13 protein-coding genes are annotated in these 15,770 nt (G+C 46.6%); 8 read left to right on the forward strand and 5 right to left on the reverse strand.

All coding sequences use genetic code 11. The annotated features are described in order from the left end of the window. Positions 1–167: 167 nt before the first annotated feature. Positions 168–428 carry a YkgJ family cysteine cluster protein gene (locus tag Q337_RS0107070; protein ID WP_026471007.1) on the reverse strand — a complete coding sequence of 87 codons (261 nt, stop codon included), beginning with the start codon at positions 426–428 and terminating at the stop codon, positions 168–170. Positions 429–479: 51 nt separating this feature from the next. Beyond that, the gene (locus tag Q337_RS0107075) at positions 480–1,052 is read right to left on the reverse strand and encodes a thioesterase family protein (RefSeq protein WP_084494745.1); all 573 of its coding nucleotides are present in this window, start codon (positions 1,050–1,052) and stop codon (positions 480–482) included. A 288-nt stretch (positions 1,053–1,340) separates the two neighbouring features. On the opposite strand from Q337_RS0107075, the gene Q337_RS0107080 reads away from it, so the two are divergent. After that, positions 1,341–1,646, forward strand: coding sequence for a hypothetical protein (locus Q337_RS0107080; RefSeq protein ID WP_026471009.1), 306 nt, complete (start codon positions 1,341–1,343; stop codon positions 1,644–1,646). Positions 1,647–1,857: 211 nt separating this feature from the next. Here the strand turns inward: Q337_RS0107080 and Q337_RS0107085 are convergent, their stop codons facing one another. Then, entirely contained in the window at positions 1,858–2,445 is a 588-nt protein-coding gene (locus Q337_RS0107085) for a BLUF domain-containing protein (RefSeq protein ID WP_026471010.1), read from the reverse strand. A gap of 326 nt (positions 2,446–2,771) precedes the next feature. On the opposite strand from Q337_RS0107085, the gene Q337_RS18790 reads away from it, so the two are divergent. From Q337_RS18790 to thiO, 3 genes are all read left to right on the forward strand, one after another. Then, on the forward strand, positions 2,772–2,942 hold the full coding sequence (locus Q337_RS18790; RefSeq protein WP_156935719.1) for a hypothetical protein: 171 nt from the start codon (positions 2,772–2,774) through the stop codon (positions 2,940–2,942). A gap of 257 nt (positions 2,943–3,199) precedes the next feature. Beyond that, complete coding sequence (gene hemB / locus Q337_RS0107095; RefSeq protein ID WP_026471011.1) at positions 3,200–4,225, forward strand: porphobilinogen synthase; 1,026 nt, start codon at positions 3,200–3,202, stop codon at positions 4,223–4,225. Further along, entirely contained in the window at positions 4,225–5,343 is a 1,119-nt protein-coding gene (gene thiO, locus Q337_RS0107100) for a glycine oxidase ThiO (protein ID WP_026471012.1), read from the forward strand. The genes hemB and thiO overlap by 1 nt, the downstream gene beginning before the upstream one ends. Before the next feature lie 34 nt (positions 5,344–5,377). Here the strand turns inward: thiO and Q337_RS0107105 are convergent, their stop codons facing one another. Together Q337_RS0107105 and dsbD are read right to left on the reverse strand one after the other, a co-directional pair. Then, positions 5,378–6,001, reverse strand: a complete 624-nt coding sequence (locus Q337_RS0107105) for a 2-hydroxychromene-2-carboxylate isomerase (protein WP_026471013.1) — start codon at positions 5,999–6,001, stop codon at positions 5,378–5,380. A 68-nt stretch (positions 6,002–6,069) separates the two neighbouring features. Continuing rightward, positions 6,070–8,199 (reverse strand): protein-disulfide reductase DsbD, encoded by a 2,130-nt coding sequence (dsbD, locus tag Q337_RS17050; protein WP_169733744.1) that lies wholly within the window; start codon positions 8,197–8,199, stop codon positions 6,070–6,072. 710 nt (positions 8,200–8,909) lie between these two features. Here dsbD and Q337_RS17055 point away from each other — a divergent pair. From Q337_RS17055 to Q337_RS0107130, 4 genes are all read left to right on the forward strand, one after another. After that, positions 8,910–9,926 (forward strand): TIGR04086 family membrane protein, encoded by a 1,017-nt coding sequence (locus Q337_RS17055; RefSeq protein ID WP_051526640.1) that lies wholly within the window; start codon positions 8,910–8,912, stop codon positions 9,924–9,926. A 235-nt stretch (positions 9,927–10,161) separates the two neighbouring features. After that, positions 10,162–10,569 carry a hypothetical protein gene (locus tag Q337_RS17060; protein WP_156935720.1) on the forward strand — a complete coding sequence of 136 codons (408 nt, stop codon included), beginning with the start codon at positions 10,162–10,164 and terminating at the stop codon, positions 10,567–10,569. Between the two features lie 243 nt (positions 10,570–10,812). Continuing rightward, positions 10,813–12,108: an exonuclease SbcCD subunit D gene (locus Q337_RS0107125; RefSeq protein WP_026471014.1), complete on the forward strand. Its 1,296-nt coding sequence runs from the start codon at positions 10,813–10,815 to the stop codon at positions 12,106–12,108. A gap of 10 nt (positions 12,109–12,118) precedes the next feature. After that, entirely contained in the window at positions 12,119–15,736 is a 3,618-nt protein-coding gene (locus Q337_RS0107130) for an AAA family ATPase (RefSeq protein ID WP_026471015.1), read from the forward strand. Positions 15,737–15,770 lie beyond the last annotated feature (34 nt).

Consider the following 15,770-nt stretch of genomic DNA (forward strand, 5'->3'; position numbering starts at 1 on the left):
GTCGACATCAGCACCCCGAGCACTGATTAATGTGACTTACCGCAAATATTAAGGAAGGCCTAAAAAAACACTATCCCCTGTTTAAGGGGGTCAAACAGGATTTTTAATAAAATTAAAATGAGTTTGCCTAATGTTTAAACACTGATCAACAAAAGGCCGGAAAGACTTTATGAGGCTGAGGAAGTCAGGTTTTCCAGCTCAATCAAATAGCTGAAAGCGGCGGCATTATCGCTACCACACATTGATTGTTCTGGCTGTAATGAACCACACACCTTTGGCCGTTCGGGATGACCAAAAATTTTGCACAAATTCTGGTCATCCAGTTGAATACAACGCACCCCAGCAGGCTTACCCTGAGGCATCCCTGGAATGGGACTGCTAATACTGGGGGCAATGCAGCATGCGCCGCAGCCCAGGCGGCAGTTCATGAATGACGGCCTGTTTTAAACTGGACTGTTTTAGAGTTGGTTGTGTTGACGCTAATAGGCATACGAAGCAATCCCGGTTGCAATCAGCTTGCCTTCGTCATTGTGCATGTTCATGCGTGTGGTACAGCCCTTACGCCCCATGCGCAAGACTTCGGCTGAACCGATAAACTGCTTGCCACGGCCCGGTGCGATATAATCAATGCGCATATCCACCGTGGCCAGCCGGGTTACCTTTTTTACCGTATCGGCAATATGATCCTTGTCAGCACGCTTATAAAGCTCACCCATGGCCACAATACCGCCAATACTGTCCAGTAATGTGGCTGCTACACCGCCATGTAAGATCTGAAATGCCACATTGCCAATCAGGCTGCTATCCATGTCGACAATGCACTTAATGTCCTGACCTTCCAGTATCATTTTCATATTCAGGTGATGAAAAAATGGTGAGGTGTTGAATGCACGGCAAAGCTGCTGTAACACAACATCGATCTTGATTACCCCGCTTGTGGCAATATCCCCTGTCCAGCCACTCTTGGGCGCTGGGGACGCCTGCTGAATAGCTATGGTTTCGGCTTGCTGATGCGCTTTGGCAATCGATGAAGAACTGGATTGTTCCGACATAAAAATTCCGCAATGCTGGCTAACACGAGGCGGTATTGTAATGTAAACTTCATCACAATTTGAAACTCTCGCGTTTAAATTTTAAATTACTAAATTTCAATGAATTATTATAACTACTTAATGTCATTTTACGTTTTTGCTTATGAATACAACGCATTTTATAAGCAGAAAATTCCTCGAATATCCGGTTTAGCAGTTTAGCGTCAGCCTGTGACGTTATGGTTGAGTAGCAGGCTGGTTTTTAAGGGCAATTGGCCTTATTAATTTACTTCAAGAAGGAGTAAAGCTATGGGTAAAAAATTGTCAGGCAGGACATTGGCAACAAGTCTTATTCCCAATCGCCTGCATAAAACCAGATTTGATCCAGACTGTAACCTGAATGTGCGCTATCCATTTTCTGATGATGACCCGGTCATGCTGTCTTTTCAGGAGGTGGTCGATATGCTGGAACGTGCACGTGAAATGGGCAAGCTGGAAGCTAGCAACAATCATCAAAATGAAGCCTTAAATGACGTGTCTGGTTTGCCAGCCATTCGTCCAGCAACTGCACGACTGATTCATATCACCCGGCGACTGATGAAAAAAGCCAGCTAATGCAATAGTCAGACTTTAACCACATTCCCTAAATATTTTTGGTAGTAATGCAAGTTAACCTAAGCTTTCTACCTTAGCAGCGAACTTAGCTAAGGTTGGCATAACCTGATGTAATATAAAAACCAAAGGCTTACATAAAATAAGTAAGCCTTTGCTGTTTCTGGCAGAACCTCAACCCTGATTGAAGATAACATCTGCCAGAGGTTTGGTATTATTGTTGATACACAGGGGTAAAGTTAATATAACCAAAATGGCTAAGCAGCATAAAAGCCAGCCATGCCATAGCAATTAAGGTCACTGTACCCAGCATATAATGCAAAAAGCTGGCATGCTTTTCAGGTGCCTGTCCAATAGGCTGGTTTGCAATTGCTACGTTGGCATCAGCATAAGTCATGACAATCGCCATAAACTCATCTAGCAACTCTCCTTCAAGCAGGTAAGGCTCAAAACGTTCCCAGCCATGACGGGCAAAAAATGCTTGAACCAGTGGGTCGTTCTGGGTGTACTTCATTTGCCAGCTATTAAACTGTTTTTGAGGACTGTGTTGATCATAAATCAACTTCTGACTGTGATGATATGGATATGCCAGTACATCAGCTTTAAGCTGATCCATTTTTCTGGTATGGCTTTCAAAATAATGAAAGAAGTGATCATTGCCGTAAAACAGCAATCCCGTAATGTCGCCACGCTGAAAATAGGTCATCGCATCTTCGTTAAACTGGCTTAAAATATCCCGTTTAACGAGCGGACTGGCATCATTAATGGAACTGACAAAGACAACCTGCTGGTATTTTTGCATTTTCTCTCTTGATGCATCACTGGATTAGGGGATTAACTGGGCGCAATCTTACTATATTGCAGGTTGAACGCCTATTAACTACTTATTTATTTTTTAGATAAATTAAACAAATCTTATATTTAAAGATGATATTCAAACTCATTTACCTTCGTAAATTTTATAGTGATACAACAAATTTTGAAAAAAACTACAACTACTTACGCCAATTAACTGAATTGCATACTCGATCACATTTTTATGCTATTGCACTCTCAATATTCCTCGTAAGGTGAAATTATTAAGCCGCTCTTAATCTAGTTCATGAATGCATTGATGGGAGGTTAAGTATGAAAATCAAATCAGCCCTGTGCAATAAGTGCGGCAAGCAAACCAATTCTGAAGGCTATTGCAAGGAATGTGACACAGCGACTGTGGGCGGCACTGGACGAATTTTCATTATTAGCAATATTATTCTGATCGTACTGATTATGGCTTATATTTTTATTTTTCTGATTTGAGCCTGATCTTTAAACTAACTTATTTTTACGGGTCAATTTGCCAGGATTATCACTATCCTGCTTATTGTTTATTCTCTGATAGAAAAATCATTAATTTTAGTATTCATCGCTAGCTTAGAATTCGCCAGCAATTTTAGTTACTTGCAAAACCTGAATGGTTTAGGTAACACAGAACTGTAATTAATGCCAACATTAAATAAATAAAACAATGTGTTATGCTTGGCCTGAGTTAAATTTCATGTGACATGAGTGCCGCCATGAGCTATTCGTTTAATCGTGCCCCTTTTCCCGCAACCCGCTTGCGCCGTGTCCGAAAACATGACCATATCCGTGAAATGGTGACTGAACATGAACTGTTAGCCAAGCACCTGATTTATCCTGTTTTTGTATTGCCCGGCCAGAACCAGACGCAGGATGTGCATAGCATGCCGGGTGTGCAGCGTATGTCTGCTGACTTGTTACTCAAAAAAGCCGAAACCCTGCTGAATCTGGGGGTGAGCAAGCTGGCACTGTTTCCGGTAACGCCGCAGGAAGATAAGAGTTTAGAGGCCAGTGCTGCGTGGCAAGCGGATGGACTGGTACAAACCACGATTCGCCTGCTTAAAAAAGAACTACCGGAAATGGTACTGATCAGTGATGGGGCGCTTGACCCTTATACCACGCATGGGCAGGATGGCATTATTGATGACAGCATTGATAATAGGGGCTATGTACTGAATGATGAAACTGTGGAAGCACTAGTCAAACAGGCCTTAAGCCATGCTGAAGCAGGTGCTGATATTATTGCACCCAGTGACATGATGGATGGCCGGATTGGTGCGATCCGTCAGGCACTGGAACAAAACGGTTTTATTTATACCAACCTGATGGCCTACTCTGCCAAATATGCCTCGGCTTATTATGGGCCATTTCGCGATGCCGTGGGCAGTGCCAGTAACTTAAAAGGCGGTCACAAGAAAAACTACCAGATGAATCCGGGTAACCGCGCCGAAGCCCTGCATGAAGTTGCATTGGACTTGCAGGAAGGCGCCGACATGGTGATGGTAAAACCCGGTCAGCCCTATCTGGATCTGGTGCGTGAAGTCAAGGATACGTTTGGCGTACCTACCTTTGTGTATCAGGTCAGCGGTGAATACGCCATGCACATGGCTGCGATTCAAAACGGCTGGCTGAGCGATGCCGTGATCCTGGAATCCCTGCTGGGCTTCCGGCGCGCTGGAGCTGATGGCATTCTTACTTATTTTGCAGAAACTGCCGCCAGAATGCTTAAAGGCCTTAATTAATGAAGGTATTGATTGTTGGCGGTGGTGTTATTGGCCTGCTGAGCGCCCTTGAGCTATCACAGGCTGGCTGCGATGTAACTATTCTGGACAAGCAGGATTTTGGGCAGGCGGCCTCGTGGGCTGGTGGTGGCATTTTGTCGCCCATGTATCCGTGGCGCTATCCCGATGCGGTAAATCAACTAGCCCGCTTTGGCAAGTTCATCTACCAGCAATGGCAACCGCTCCTACAACAGGCTACAGGACTGGATATTGAAATTAATCCTTCCGGCATGCTGATTCTGGATGAAGCCGATTTTAATACCGGCTTAGGCTGGGCTACGCATGACCGTGATCCGCAACAAAGCGCACAATTGTTAAGTGATTCAGCACTTAGCCGCATTAATCCGCGTTTAAATCCTCACATCACGCAAGGTTTATGGTTTCCACAGCTTGCCAATATCCGTAATCCACGTCTGCTCAAAACCCTGATTGCGTTTTTAAAGCAGCAACCCAATGTCCGTATGCAACCCTTTACAACAGTGCAGCGTTTTGAAGTTAAAAATAATAAGATTTGCGCTGTTGTGGATGACAAAGGGACACATTGGCAGGCAGATCAGTATGTAATTGCCACAGGGGCATGGTCTGGTTTACTGAGTGAACAGTTTGACTGGCATATCCCAGTGAAGCCGATTCAGGGACAAATGATCCTGTTTAAAGCGCCTGCACAATGGTTACCGACCATGGTAATGCATCAGGGTATTTACCTGATACCCCGGCTGGATGGTCATATTGTTTGTGGTTCCAGCACCGATGATCTTGGCTTTAATACCGATGTGAATACTGAGATTGGTTTAAAGCTTCAGCAAACCGCTTACCAGTTAGCTCCTGGCTTGCAGGATATGCCAATTGTCCATGCGTGGGCAGGTTTACGGCCTGGCGTGCCGGATGGCGTGCCTTATATTGGCAAGGCGCCCCTTGGCCAATCACAGCAGCTTAACAATTTATGGCTGAATTGCGGACATTTTAGAAATGGTCTGGTGATGGCACCCGCATCTGCACGATTGTTAAAGCAGCAAATGCTGGGCGAAGCCTTAATAGTTGACGAGGCAGCCTATCTGCCTGCCAACCGTCTAAGCTAATTCAATTTTTATTCAACAGCTTAAGCCAAAGTTACTAAGCCAAAGTTACGCTGGTCGGCAATTTGCCATGTGCTGCAAAATAAATGGCTTGTTCCAGTCGGTCATTGCCCCAGAACGGTTCATTGCCTACCATCATAAATGGTGCACCAAATACATCCTGCTGTAGCGCCTGCTGGGTTTGCTGCTTTAATTTTTGCTTGCCATCATCACTGTTGGCTTCAGCAATAATCTGTGCACTGTCCTGCCCCAGTTTGTTCAGAATATTAGCAATTAGCTCACTGTTGCCAATGTCTTGATCATGGGCAAAGTTAGCCGTATAGACTGCACGGACAAAATCGCCAATCCATGTGCTTTCTGCATAATTGGCAGAAATCCGTGCAGCCAGCATGCCATTGCGTGGAAAAGTAGATGGTTTCTGGTACGGCATATTCAGGCTGGCACAAATACGCTGCATGTCATGCCACATATAATTGCCCTTGGCTGGAAAAAGCTCGTTAGGCGTGGTTTTCCAGCCATACTGCTGAAATACAGCGCCCAGTAAAAATACCCGCCAGCGCACTTTAACTCCGGCTTGCGCAGCCAGTTGCTCTACCCGCATGGCAGCAGGATAAGAATACGGACTGGCATATTCAAACCAGAAATCCAGTGTTTTCTCCATTGCTAAGTTCCTTGTGTGATGGATGAGTGGGATACGATTTTTAGTTAACCCTGATTTCAGCTTGAGCGTTATTCATTGGCATACTGCTGCAACACCTGCTGGAAGTCATCACGTGTGGGTTCACCCAGCACCTGCTCAACCAACTGGCCGTTCTGGTACAGTAAAATAGCTGGTGGGCCAAACAGGTTAAGGGTTTTTAGCACGGCACGGCTGTCTGCATTGGTTTGCGTGACATCAAGTTTGACCCGTGTCCAGCCTTGTAATTCAGGCACCTGATTTTGCAAAAACAGCTCACGTTCAACAATTTTGCAGGCTATGCACCAGTCTGCTGTTAGCTCAACCAGCAAGCGTGGATGCTGTTGCTGATACTGCGATAATTGCGCAGTGGTATAAATGACTTTTACTGACTGCGGCGTACTGCTTTTTTGCAACAATGGGCTCAAAGGCCGTAATGGATCAGTAGCACCAAGCCCGGCACCAATTACCTGCATTACCGCCCAGAGTCCTACCACAATTGCCAAGACCTTGGTGAACAAACTGCCGCGACCTGCCCAGTACCACAACCATAAGGCAAAAAACAGGCTAAGCACTGCCCATAACAACAGCATCCACGGGCTTATAAACACCCGGTTTAGCAAAATCAGCGCTACAGCAAATAGTAACAAGCCAAATCCGCGGCGTACCCAATTGAGCCAGTTGCCTGCTTTGGGTAAAAACCGGCCTTCGGTTGCACCCAGAATCATCAGTGGCACACCAAGTCCCAGACCAAGGCAAAATAATGCCACGGCGCCCAGCCACGGATTGCCGACGGTGGATACTGACAGCAGGACCCCTGCCAAAGGCGCAGACAAACAGGGCGATACAATGAGTGCAGAAAAAAATCCGGCAACCCAGCAGCCGAGCACACTACCCGACCATTTGCTAGACTGGCCATATTGTCCAACTTTTTCAATACGGCCTCGGACAAATGCTGGCAGGCGCAGCTCAAACATCTCAAAACTATGCAAAGCCAGCAGCGCAAAAACAACCGCAAAACCAATCAGGATGGCAGGATGCTGCGACCATGCAATCAGGTTAATCTGATGGCCAAATAATGCAATCAGCGCACCCAACATGGCATAGCTACAAGCCACGCCAATGGCATAGCCCGCAGCCAGCAAAAAGCCATGTCCCGCCGAACGACGATGCTGGGTTGCCACCAGATTGGCCACAATCGGCAGCATAGGAAGCACACAAGGTGTAAAAGCCAGTCCAAGACCAGCCAGAAATAACAAACCCAGCGCCAGCAAGGTATGATCCGCCAAACCAAATGGATCACTGACCATACTATTGCCGGTAGCTACTGACGCAGGCTGACTTGGTAGTGCCGCAGCAATTTGAGGACTGTCTTTTTGAGGACTGTTTTTGAAAAGGGGGCTTTTGGCTGGTTGTACATCCGGTAAAGGCGTCGCCACAATCGGCGGTGCATCCCCCAGCGCAGTGATCTTGACGCTGGTTTTATTGTCTACCCTAGTTTGTGCTTTAGCATCAGTTTTCTGAGTGTTGCTAGTCTGAATATTATCAGTCTGGGCATTGCCATTTTGTTTAGATTCTTGTTTCTTACCAGTCTGAGCTATAGAAGAATTTTCTTTTTCCTTAACAGGTTTGGTATTGATAATCCGGGTTTGAAATTGCTCTGGTGGATAGCATACCCCTGCTTTTGCACAGCCCTGCCAGTTTAAGGTTAATGTGCCATTGCCCTGCACCGGCACAGTCAAATTGATATCCTGATGAAATACCGGCACACGGCCAAACTCAGGGTCATTTTCAAATTCTGGTTGCTGATCGAAACTGATTTTACCAACTGTTAAACCCGCACTACCCTGCACTGAAAAACGCTGCTGGTATAAATAATGCCCTGGCACAATATTGGCCTGAATCACCACCTTATCAGCGGTTTGCAAGGCTGAAAACTGGAATGCCTGGGTGGCTGATAAAAATGCAGGCTTGCTGCCCTGTTGCCCCAACAAGGTTCTGGACTGATTAAACGCTGCACCTGTATTTTTCTGGCCAAATACACTTTGTACAGGGGCTGTATTATTGGTTTCAGCGAATGAATTGGCTGACGTTTCTGCGCCGCTGATGCTGTAAACGGCGGTACATCCCAAACCAATCAATAGCCTGATACCCAGTCCGCCAAACCCTAATTTTAACAACATTAAACCAACATCCTGCGACTTCATTGTTTTATAACAGTCTGCCAGTATAAAAAACAATGATGACTTTCCACCAACAAATATTTCCGCATTTTGTTAATGGGTTTTGTTACTTCAAAAAATATTTTTATTTTTGCAAAAATTCTGTCAACGCTTTATTTGCATGTAGCGTTATATAAGGGAATCACTTCATATTTACTGGTTTGGCTCTGTGTCATCGATGGCATCCTGATATAGGGCTCTTTTATTTGTTGTAGCATCCATTCTTCTGGAATGGGCAGCAAATCTTGGCGGCTGGCCTGAAACTCTCACATGCGCAAGCAGGGCCAGCCGTTATTTTTACTACTTTCCTTTTATTATTTTCTATAAAAATATTTATTTTACACTCATTGTTTTAAGCATCACCATTATCTCGTGTTTAATCAACTTGTCTATTCGAGTTATTATTTTGTATTTAAGTCCCTAATCAATATTATTTCGCCAAGTTTTTTCTTAAAAGCTTCTATTGATACTGTTCGTATTTTCTACTGGATATTTAACTGAATCATTTCAGAATGTAATGCTAGGGCTTAATCAGGTAAGTACGTGTTACAACGCAGCTTTTTGAAACATTTACTTAACGTTTCGCCCCAAAACTAAAACATTGTTGTCGTAATTCAATGCGTTAAATTAATTTTACCTTCTTAATTTATTTGACCGATGGATGATGACTTATGGAAACTTCAAATCAGCATAGCAATATTCATCATGACCGCGTAACGGTCAGTGATATGCCATTATGGTACAACCGTGTTTCCTGGGGCGCAATTATTGCCGGTACAGCTGTTGCATTAGCGGTTCAGGTACTTTTAATGCTGTTGGGTGCAGCGATTGGAATGGCAACCATTAATCCAGCCAGTGAAGCCAATCCAATGGATGGCATTGCAACTGGTGGCTTAGTCTGGTGGACCATTAGTTCCATTATTGCCATGTTTATTGGCGGCTGGGTCAGTGGCCGCCTGTCTAACGGCAATCCCAAGGATGGCCTGATGCATGGCGTCATGGTCTGGGCCTTATCTACCCTGCTGATTACCACTGCAATGGGTCGTGTTGTGACTGGCGTGGGCACCCTGATTGGTCATGGTCTGGCACTGGGCACCACAGCAGCAGTAACTGCGGCTGCTTCCAATGATGATGATTCAAATGATACCCTGCGTAAAAATGGTTTTAATCTGGACAATATCCGCCAGCAAGCTGAAACCCTGTTACGCCAGACTGGCAAACCTGAATTGCAACCGGAAAACCTGCAAGCCAAGGCTGAAAATGCAGCAGACAACACGGCTGCTACTGCTCAGGCCAATGCCAATACTGCACCTGCACCTGCACCTGCACAGCAAAATGCCAATGTAGACCAGTTACTGCAAAACCTGTTCCGCGAAGGTCAGGACACTGTACAGGCGGTTGACCGTGAAGCCATGGTGAATGTACTGGTTGCCCGTGGTCAGACTCAGGCTGAAGCTGAACGTACCGTTGATGGCTGGATCGGGACTTACCAGACTGCCCGCCAGCAAATCAAGGCCGCTGAAGCCAAAGCACGTCAGGCAGCAGATCAGGCTGCTGAAGCTGCGGCTAAAGCAGCACTGTGGGCCTTTATTGCCTCACTGCTGGGTGCAATTGCTGCTGCCATTGGTGGCCGTATGGCAATCCGTACTGTAGAAACCACCCGTGTTACCACTACCCGTAATGTATAACGACGGCACGGTTTATTCATAACAGGTGCAAGCCTATCCAAAAGCGAAGCTGATCCGGCTTCGCTTTTGTGCATCTGGAATAAGCTCAGCAGCGCTGGATATATAAGTTTTCACGATCTCACAAATTATAATCATTTCAGCCTATTAGTTTACTTTTTTAAAACTTTAGTAGCTTGAAGCTCCAGCCTTATCCCCTTAGGCTGTTTACACCATATTAATAACGAGGTAAGACACAATGAAACTACCAGTACTTGTTGGTATCGCGATGTTAGGTAGTGTTGCCATGAGCAATGCACAGGCAGCCCCAATGGGTGAAGCATTCCAGTACAATCCAGCCAAACTTCAGCAAGTGTGCCGTGGCAAGTCACAGGGTGCTCCTGTGTCCCTGGCCATGAATGGGGTTGTTTTTAACGGTACGTGTGAATACCGTTATATTCCAAATTCCCGCAACGTGCGCAACATTGATCCAATGGAAGCCGATCAGGCCTGTAGTGGCCAAGCCAGTTCTTCTGTCAATGCGACTGTAGATGGCAAGCAGGTGGCTGGTAAATGTGCGCTGGCCTTTAGAAACATTGGACCAAGCGGCAATATGTCTCCTGACATGTCAGGTACAGGCACCATGCCAAGTACAACTGGTCAGTAATGCCCAGTAATAATAAGTAATCAGCATTTAATACCAGAATAGTTTAATCAATCTTCTGGTAAATTCAGGCCATGTTGTACATTGATGCACATGGCCTGAATTTTATTTATCGTTTTTATCTGCTCAATGTGTTCACTGTATAAAACCCCCACTTGTTAAAATTCTACTGCTTTGCCATAGCCCTGTTTTGCTAAAATCTGTTAGCCTTAAACCCGATCACCCCGCCAATGCGAATCAAGGAATATGCTGCATTTTTTTCACACGTCTGACTGGCATCTGGGACAGTTTTTTTATAATCATTCCCGGCATTATGAGCACGACTGTTTTTTAAACTGGCTGCTGGAACAACTGCGTGAGCACCAGCCAGATGCCCTGCTGATTGCCGGTGATATTTTTGATGTGGTTAATCCTTCAACCGCTGCACTAAAGCAACTGAACCAGTTTATTGCACAGGCGCAGGCACAGGTGAGCCATTTGCAAATCCTGATGATCGCAGGCAATCATGACTCAGGTCATCGGCTGGAACAGGTTGAACCCCTGCTGACCAAATACAATACGCATGTGGTGGGCCTGATTGAATGGCTGGACGACAATACGCTTAATTTTGATAAGCTGTTGCGTCCCATCCATAATGCACAAGGTGATATTTGCGCCTGGTGTATTGCCCTGCCTTATTTACGTCCGGCTGAAATTACAGGCAACGGGCAGGATTACCAGCAAACGGCACAGGCCACCGAAGCCCTGTATCAGCAACTCATTGAAGAAGCACGCCGCCGCAAGACCAAAGATCAGTCGCTGGTGCTAATGACCCATGCCCACATGCAAGGCGGCACTAGCTCGGATTCGGAACGGCCAATTTTGGTAGGCAATGCCGAAGCACTCTCAACCAAACTATTCCATGATGACATCCAATATGTTGCGCTGGGTCATTTGCATCGGCCACAACGCATTGAACACGAACATATCCGCTACAGTGGCTCACCGATTCCGCTGTCGTTTAGTGAAGTGAATTACAAGCATCAGATTGTCAAAGTGCAGCTTAAGCCAGACAGCCCAGCTACTATCCAGCCCTTACTCGTACCACGCCGTGTGCCCTTATTTAAAATCAAGGGCACGTTGGATGAAGTGTTGCAAAAAACCAGAGATCTGGAAGCCCGTAATCCCCTGCCACTGGCGCAACAGGCGTTTGTTGATATTGAATATTATAGTGACACACCGCCACCACCGGATTTTAGGCAGCAAGTTGAAGCCGCCTTGCCACAGGATAATTACCGTCTGGTGCGCCTTAGCCGGATGGCCAAACCACTGACGCAGCAAATTGCATCGGATACCGATGACATGGCAACGCCAATAGCGCCGCCTACGCCAGCAGAACTATTCCAGCAACTCTGGCAAAAGCTGGGTTTTGTCGAAGACCCACAAGTGCTTAAGGATTTTCAACAATTATCCATGCAGGCTGAACAGCAGGATGATCAGGAAACTGCCCAGCCTGTAAAACCCCAGCCAAGCACGGCTACTGCACCGCCAGACGCTGTATGACACAATACCTATGAAAATTTTAAGTTTGCGGCTGGCTAATCTGGCGTCAATTGCTGGCGACCACGTGATTAATTTTGAGCAGGAACCGTTAAAAAATGCCGGGCTGATTGCCATTACCGGCATTACAGGTGCTGGTAAAACCACCCTGCTGGATGCCATTTGCCTTGCCCTGTTTGACCAGATTCCACGTTTGCAACACGCTGAAAGCCAGAAAAAAATTACTGATGTGAGTGGTGAGGAACTGCTCATTAATTCCAGCAAGAATATTTTACGGCGGGGTTGCGTACAGGGCTTTGCCGAAGTCGAGTTTATTGCACAGGATGGCAAACATTATCTGGCACGCTGGGAAGTTAAGCGGGCGCGCCTAAAAGCCAGTGGAAAATTGCAGGATGTGCAGCGTGCCCTGCGCTGTATAACCGATGGTCAACTCATTTCTGAACGCACCAAGGAATGCAACGACAAAATTACCCAGTTGCTGGGTTTAACCTTTAATCAGTTTACCCGGGCAGTGCTGCTGGCCCAGTCGGAAGTGACCGCATTTTTAAAGGCCAAAGACAACGAGCGCGCCGACCTGCTGGAGTATCTCACCAATTCGGATATTTATTCACGCATCGGTATAGCGTCGTTTGCTGCCACCAAGCATGCCCGTGAGAAAGTAGAAAGCATTGAGAAAAAAATAGGCGATCAACTGCCCTTAAGTGATGCAGAACGCCAAGTTTTGAATGAACAACTGCATACTGCCCAGCAGCAATTTAATGAACAGCAGCAACAAAAACAGCAGCTTGAAAAACAACTGGAATGGTATAGCCAGCAGCAGCAATTACAACAGCAAATTACCCAACAGCAAGAAGTCCTAAGCACTGCCCAGCAACAACTTGATGCCTTTCAACCGCAAATGGTGTTTTTGCAACAACTGGAACAATTTGAACCTGTACGCGCCAGCTTTTTGCAGGCACAGCAACTTGAACAGCAACAGGTAGAATTATTAGCAACCCGGCAACTGGCTGAGCAACAGGCGATTGTACTCGCGCAGCAACTCAGCCAGCAACAGCAGCATTATCAACAACAACTGGATGCCCTGAATAGTCTGCAACAACAGCAGCAAATCCTGAAACCGCAACTGCAAACTGCCCAGCACTGTGAACACCAACTGGCCAGCCTGAATGTTCATATCGGTCAGCAGCAGGATAAACTGGAACAGTTAAGCGCAAAACTTGCACCACAACTGGCTGAACAAAGCAGCCTGGAACAACAGCAAACGCGCTTGCAAACCCAAAAATTACAGCAACAGACTGTTCTGGAACAAACGCAGGAATTCGCCTGCTTTGATGCCGAGCCACAAGCGGCAATTCTAACCATTCAAAAAGCAGCACGGTTACGTGAAGAATTAACACGCCAGCAGCCCAATATTTTTCAACAGGATACGGCCAGCCAGCAGCGACAGCTTGAGCAACTCAGCCAGCAGTTAAGCAACCTGATTACCCGGCATGGCAACCTTGAGCAATTTGAACAGCAGTTGCACGAAACCCAGCAACAACTGGAAAAGCAGCATAAGCATCAGGCCGCTTGCGAGCGCATTAGCGACCAGCTTAAATCCTGGCTCAAGGTAGAACAGCAAATTCTGGCCATGCAGCAGCAACAGACCAGCGAACAGCAACAGCTTGGCACCCTGCAAGCCGAAGCCCAGCACACCAGCCAAAAAACGCAAAATGCCGAGTTACAGCTTAAAACCACCCAGCAATTGCTGAATGAGCAACGCCTGTTTACGGCGCAAAGTGTTAAGGAATTGCGGCAGCAACTAACGCCAGAACATCCCTGCATGGTTTGTGGCAGCACCGAGCATCCCTTTTATGATCCGCAAAACCTGCTCAATGCCCTTAACCAGCAACTGGATGCCCAGCAGCAACAGGCAGAGTTGGACCTACAGCAGGCACGCCAGCAAGAAACTCAACTCCAACAACAGATTACCCGCCTGCAAACCAGCCTTGACCAGCTTGGCAACCGTCAAAAGCATGCCACTGATGATCGGCAAAGCATTCTAGATGAAATCTGCAAGATCAGCAGCAAGTTCTATCAAAAGCTGGAACAGCAACCAGAACTCACTTTTGCCCAGCAGTTACTAAAAGACATACAGGATAAACTCGACAGCAGCCGAACCGCGCTTGAGCAACAATGCCAGCAGCAGCAAGCCCAGCTTAAAACCTGGCAGCAACTGGAAAAACAGCAGGAACAAAGCCAGAAGCTGCTGGAAAAACAGCAGGAACTGGTAGCGCTGGAACAACAAACAGTTGAAGCTTTAACTCCGTCTTTAGTGCAAGCATGGCACCATCAGTGTATCGAGGCATCAAGCCAGTTTGTACAAAGCATTCAGTTACGCTGCAAAGCCCAGGAACAACTCAGGCAACTGGAAAAACAGGCGCAGCAACAGCAGCACCAATTGTTGCAGCTACAATCTGCCATTTATCATGCACAGGCACAACACACTGAATTACAGCAACAACTGAAACAGCAGCAAGCCAGTCAACAGCAAATCCAGCAGCAACTCGATGCTGTGTTTACGCAATACGCAGCGCCTTTTACAGTGCGCTCCAGCGAAGACTGGTTACAACAGCTACAGCAGCAACAGCAAAATCAGCAACAGCAATTGAATCAGGCTGACCAGCTTAAACAACAGACAGAAAAACAGCACATCAAAGTGCAGCAGCAACTGGAACACCTACAGCAGGATTTGCAAAAAAACCAGCTTGCCCTACAGCAAGTACAACAGAAAATTGTGCAGTGGCAACAGCAACATGCGGAATTACAGCCCGCAATGATTGAAAAATTGCTGCACTGTGATTACTTGCATAAACAGCAGCTTCAGGATCAATGCCAGCACCTGCAACAACAGCGACAACAGGCTGAAAACACGCTCAGTGTTTATCAACAGCAACAGCAGCAGCACTCAACCAGTCACCCACCGCTGAATCTGCAAGACTTGCAAGTCCGTATGCTGGACATTATTCAGACCTTGCAACAACTGGATGAACAATACACCGCCCTAAAACTTAAAAAAATGCAGGATGAGCAACAGCAGCAGCAAGCCGTGCAATATCAGGCCGAACTCAACAGGGCCAGAGCCGAGTATCACCGCTGGGACAAGATTTCAAGCCTGATTGGCGATGCCAAAGGTGCAACCTTTAAAAAACTGGCACAACAGTTTCACCTGCAAATGCTGGTTGAGCTGGCCAACCAGCAGCTTGTCGCCTTAACGCCGCGTTATTCGCTGCGCTGTATTGAAGATTCGCTGGGCCTGACCATTGTTGATCATTATATGAATGATGAAGTTCGCCCTGTGCTCTCGCTATCCGGTGGCGAAAGCTTTCTGGTGTCACTGGCGCTGGCATTGGGCATTGCCAATATGGCGTCCGGCAATACCAAACTGGAATCGCTGTTTATTGATGAAGGCTTTGGCACACTGGATCAAAGCTCGCTGCATGTGGTGATGGATGCTTTGGATCGCTTGCAAAGCCAAGGTCGCAAGGTGGTATTAATTTCGCATATTACTGAAATGCATGAGCGCATTCCGGTCAAGATTCAGGTGATTCCGCAAGGGTCTGGAGCCAGTCGAATTGAGGTGGTTGGTTAATTAACTGTATTTTTCTCCTTTATCAGAAAGTGAC

This window comes from Alkanindiges illinoisensis DSM 15370, assembly GCF_000619845.1.
GTDB lineage: Bacteria > Pseudomonadota > Gammaproteobacteria > Pseudomonadales > Moraxellaceae > Alkanindiges > Alkanindiges illinoisensis.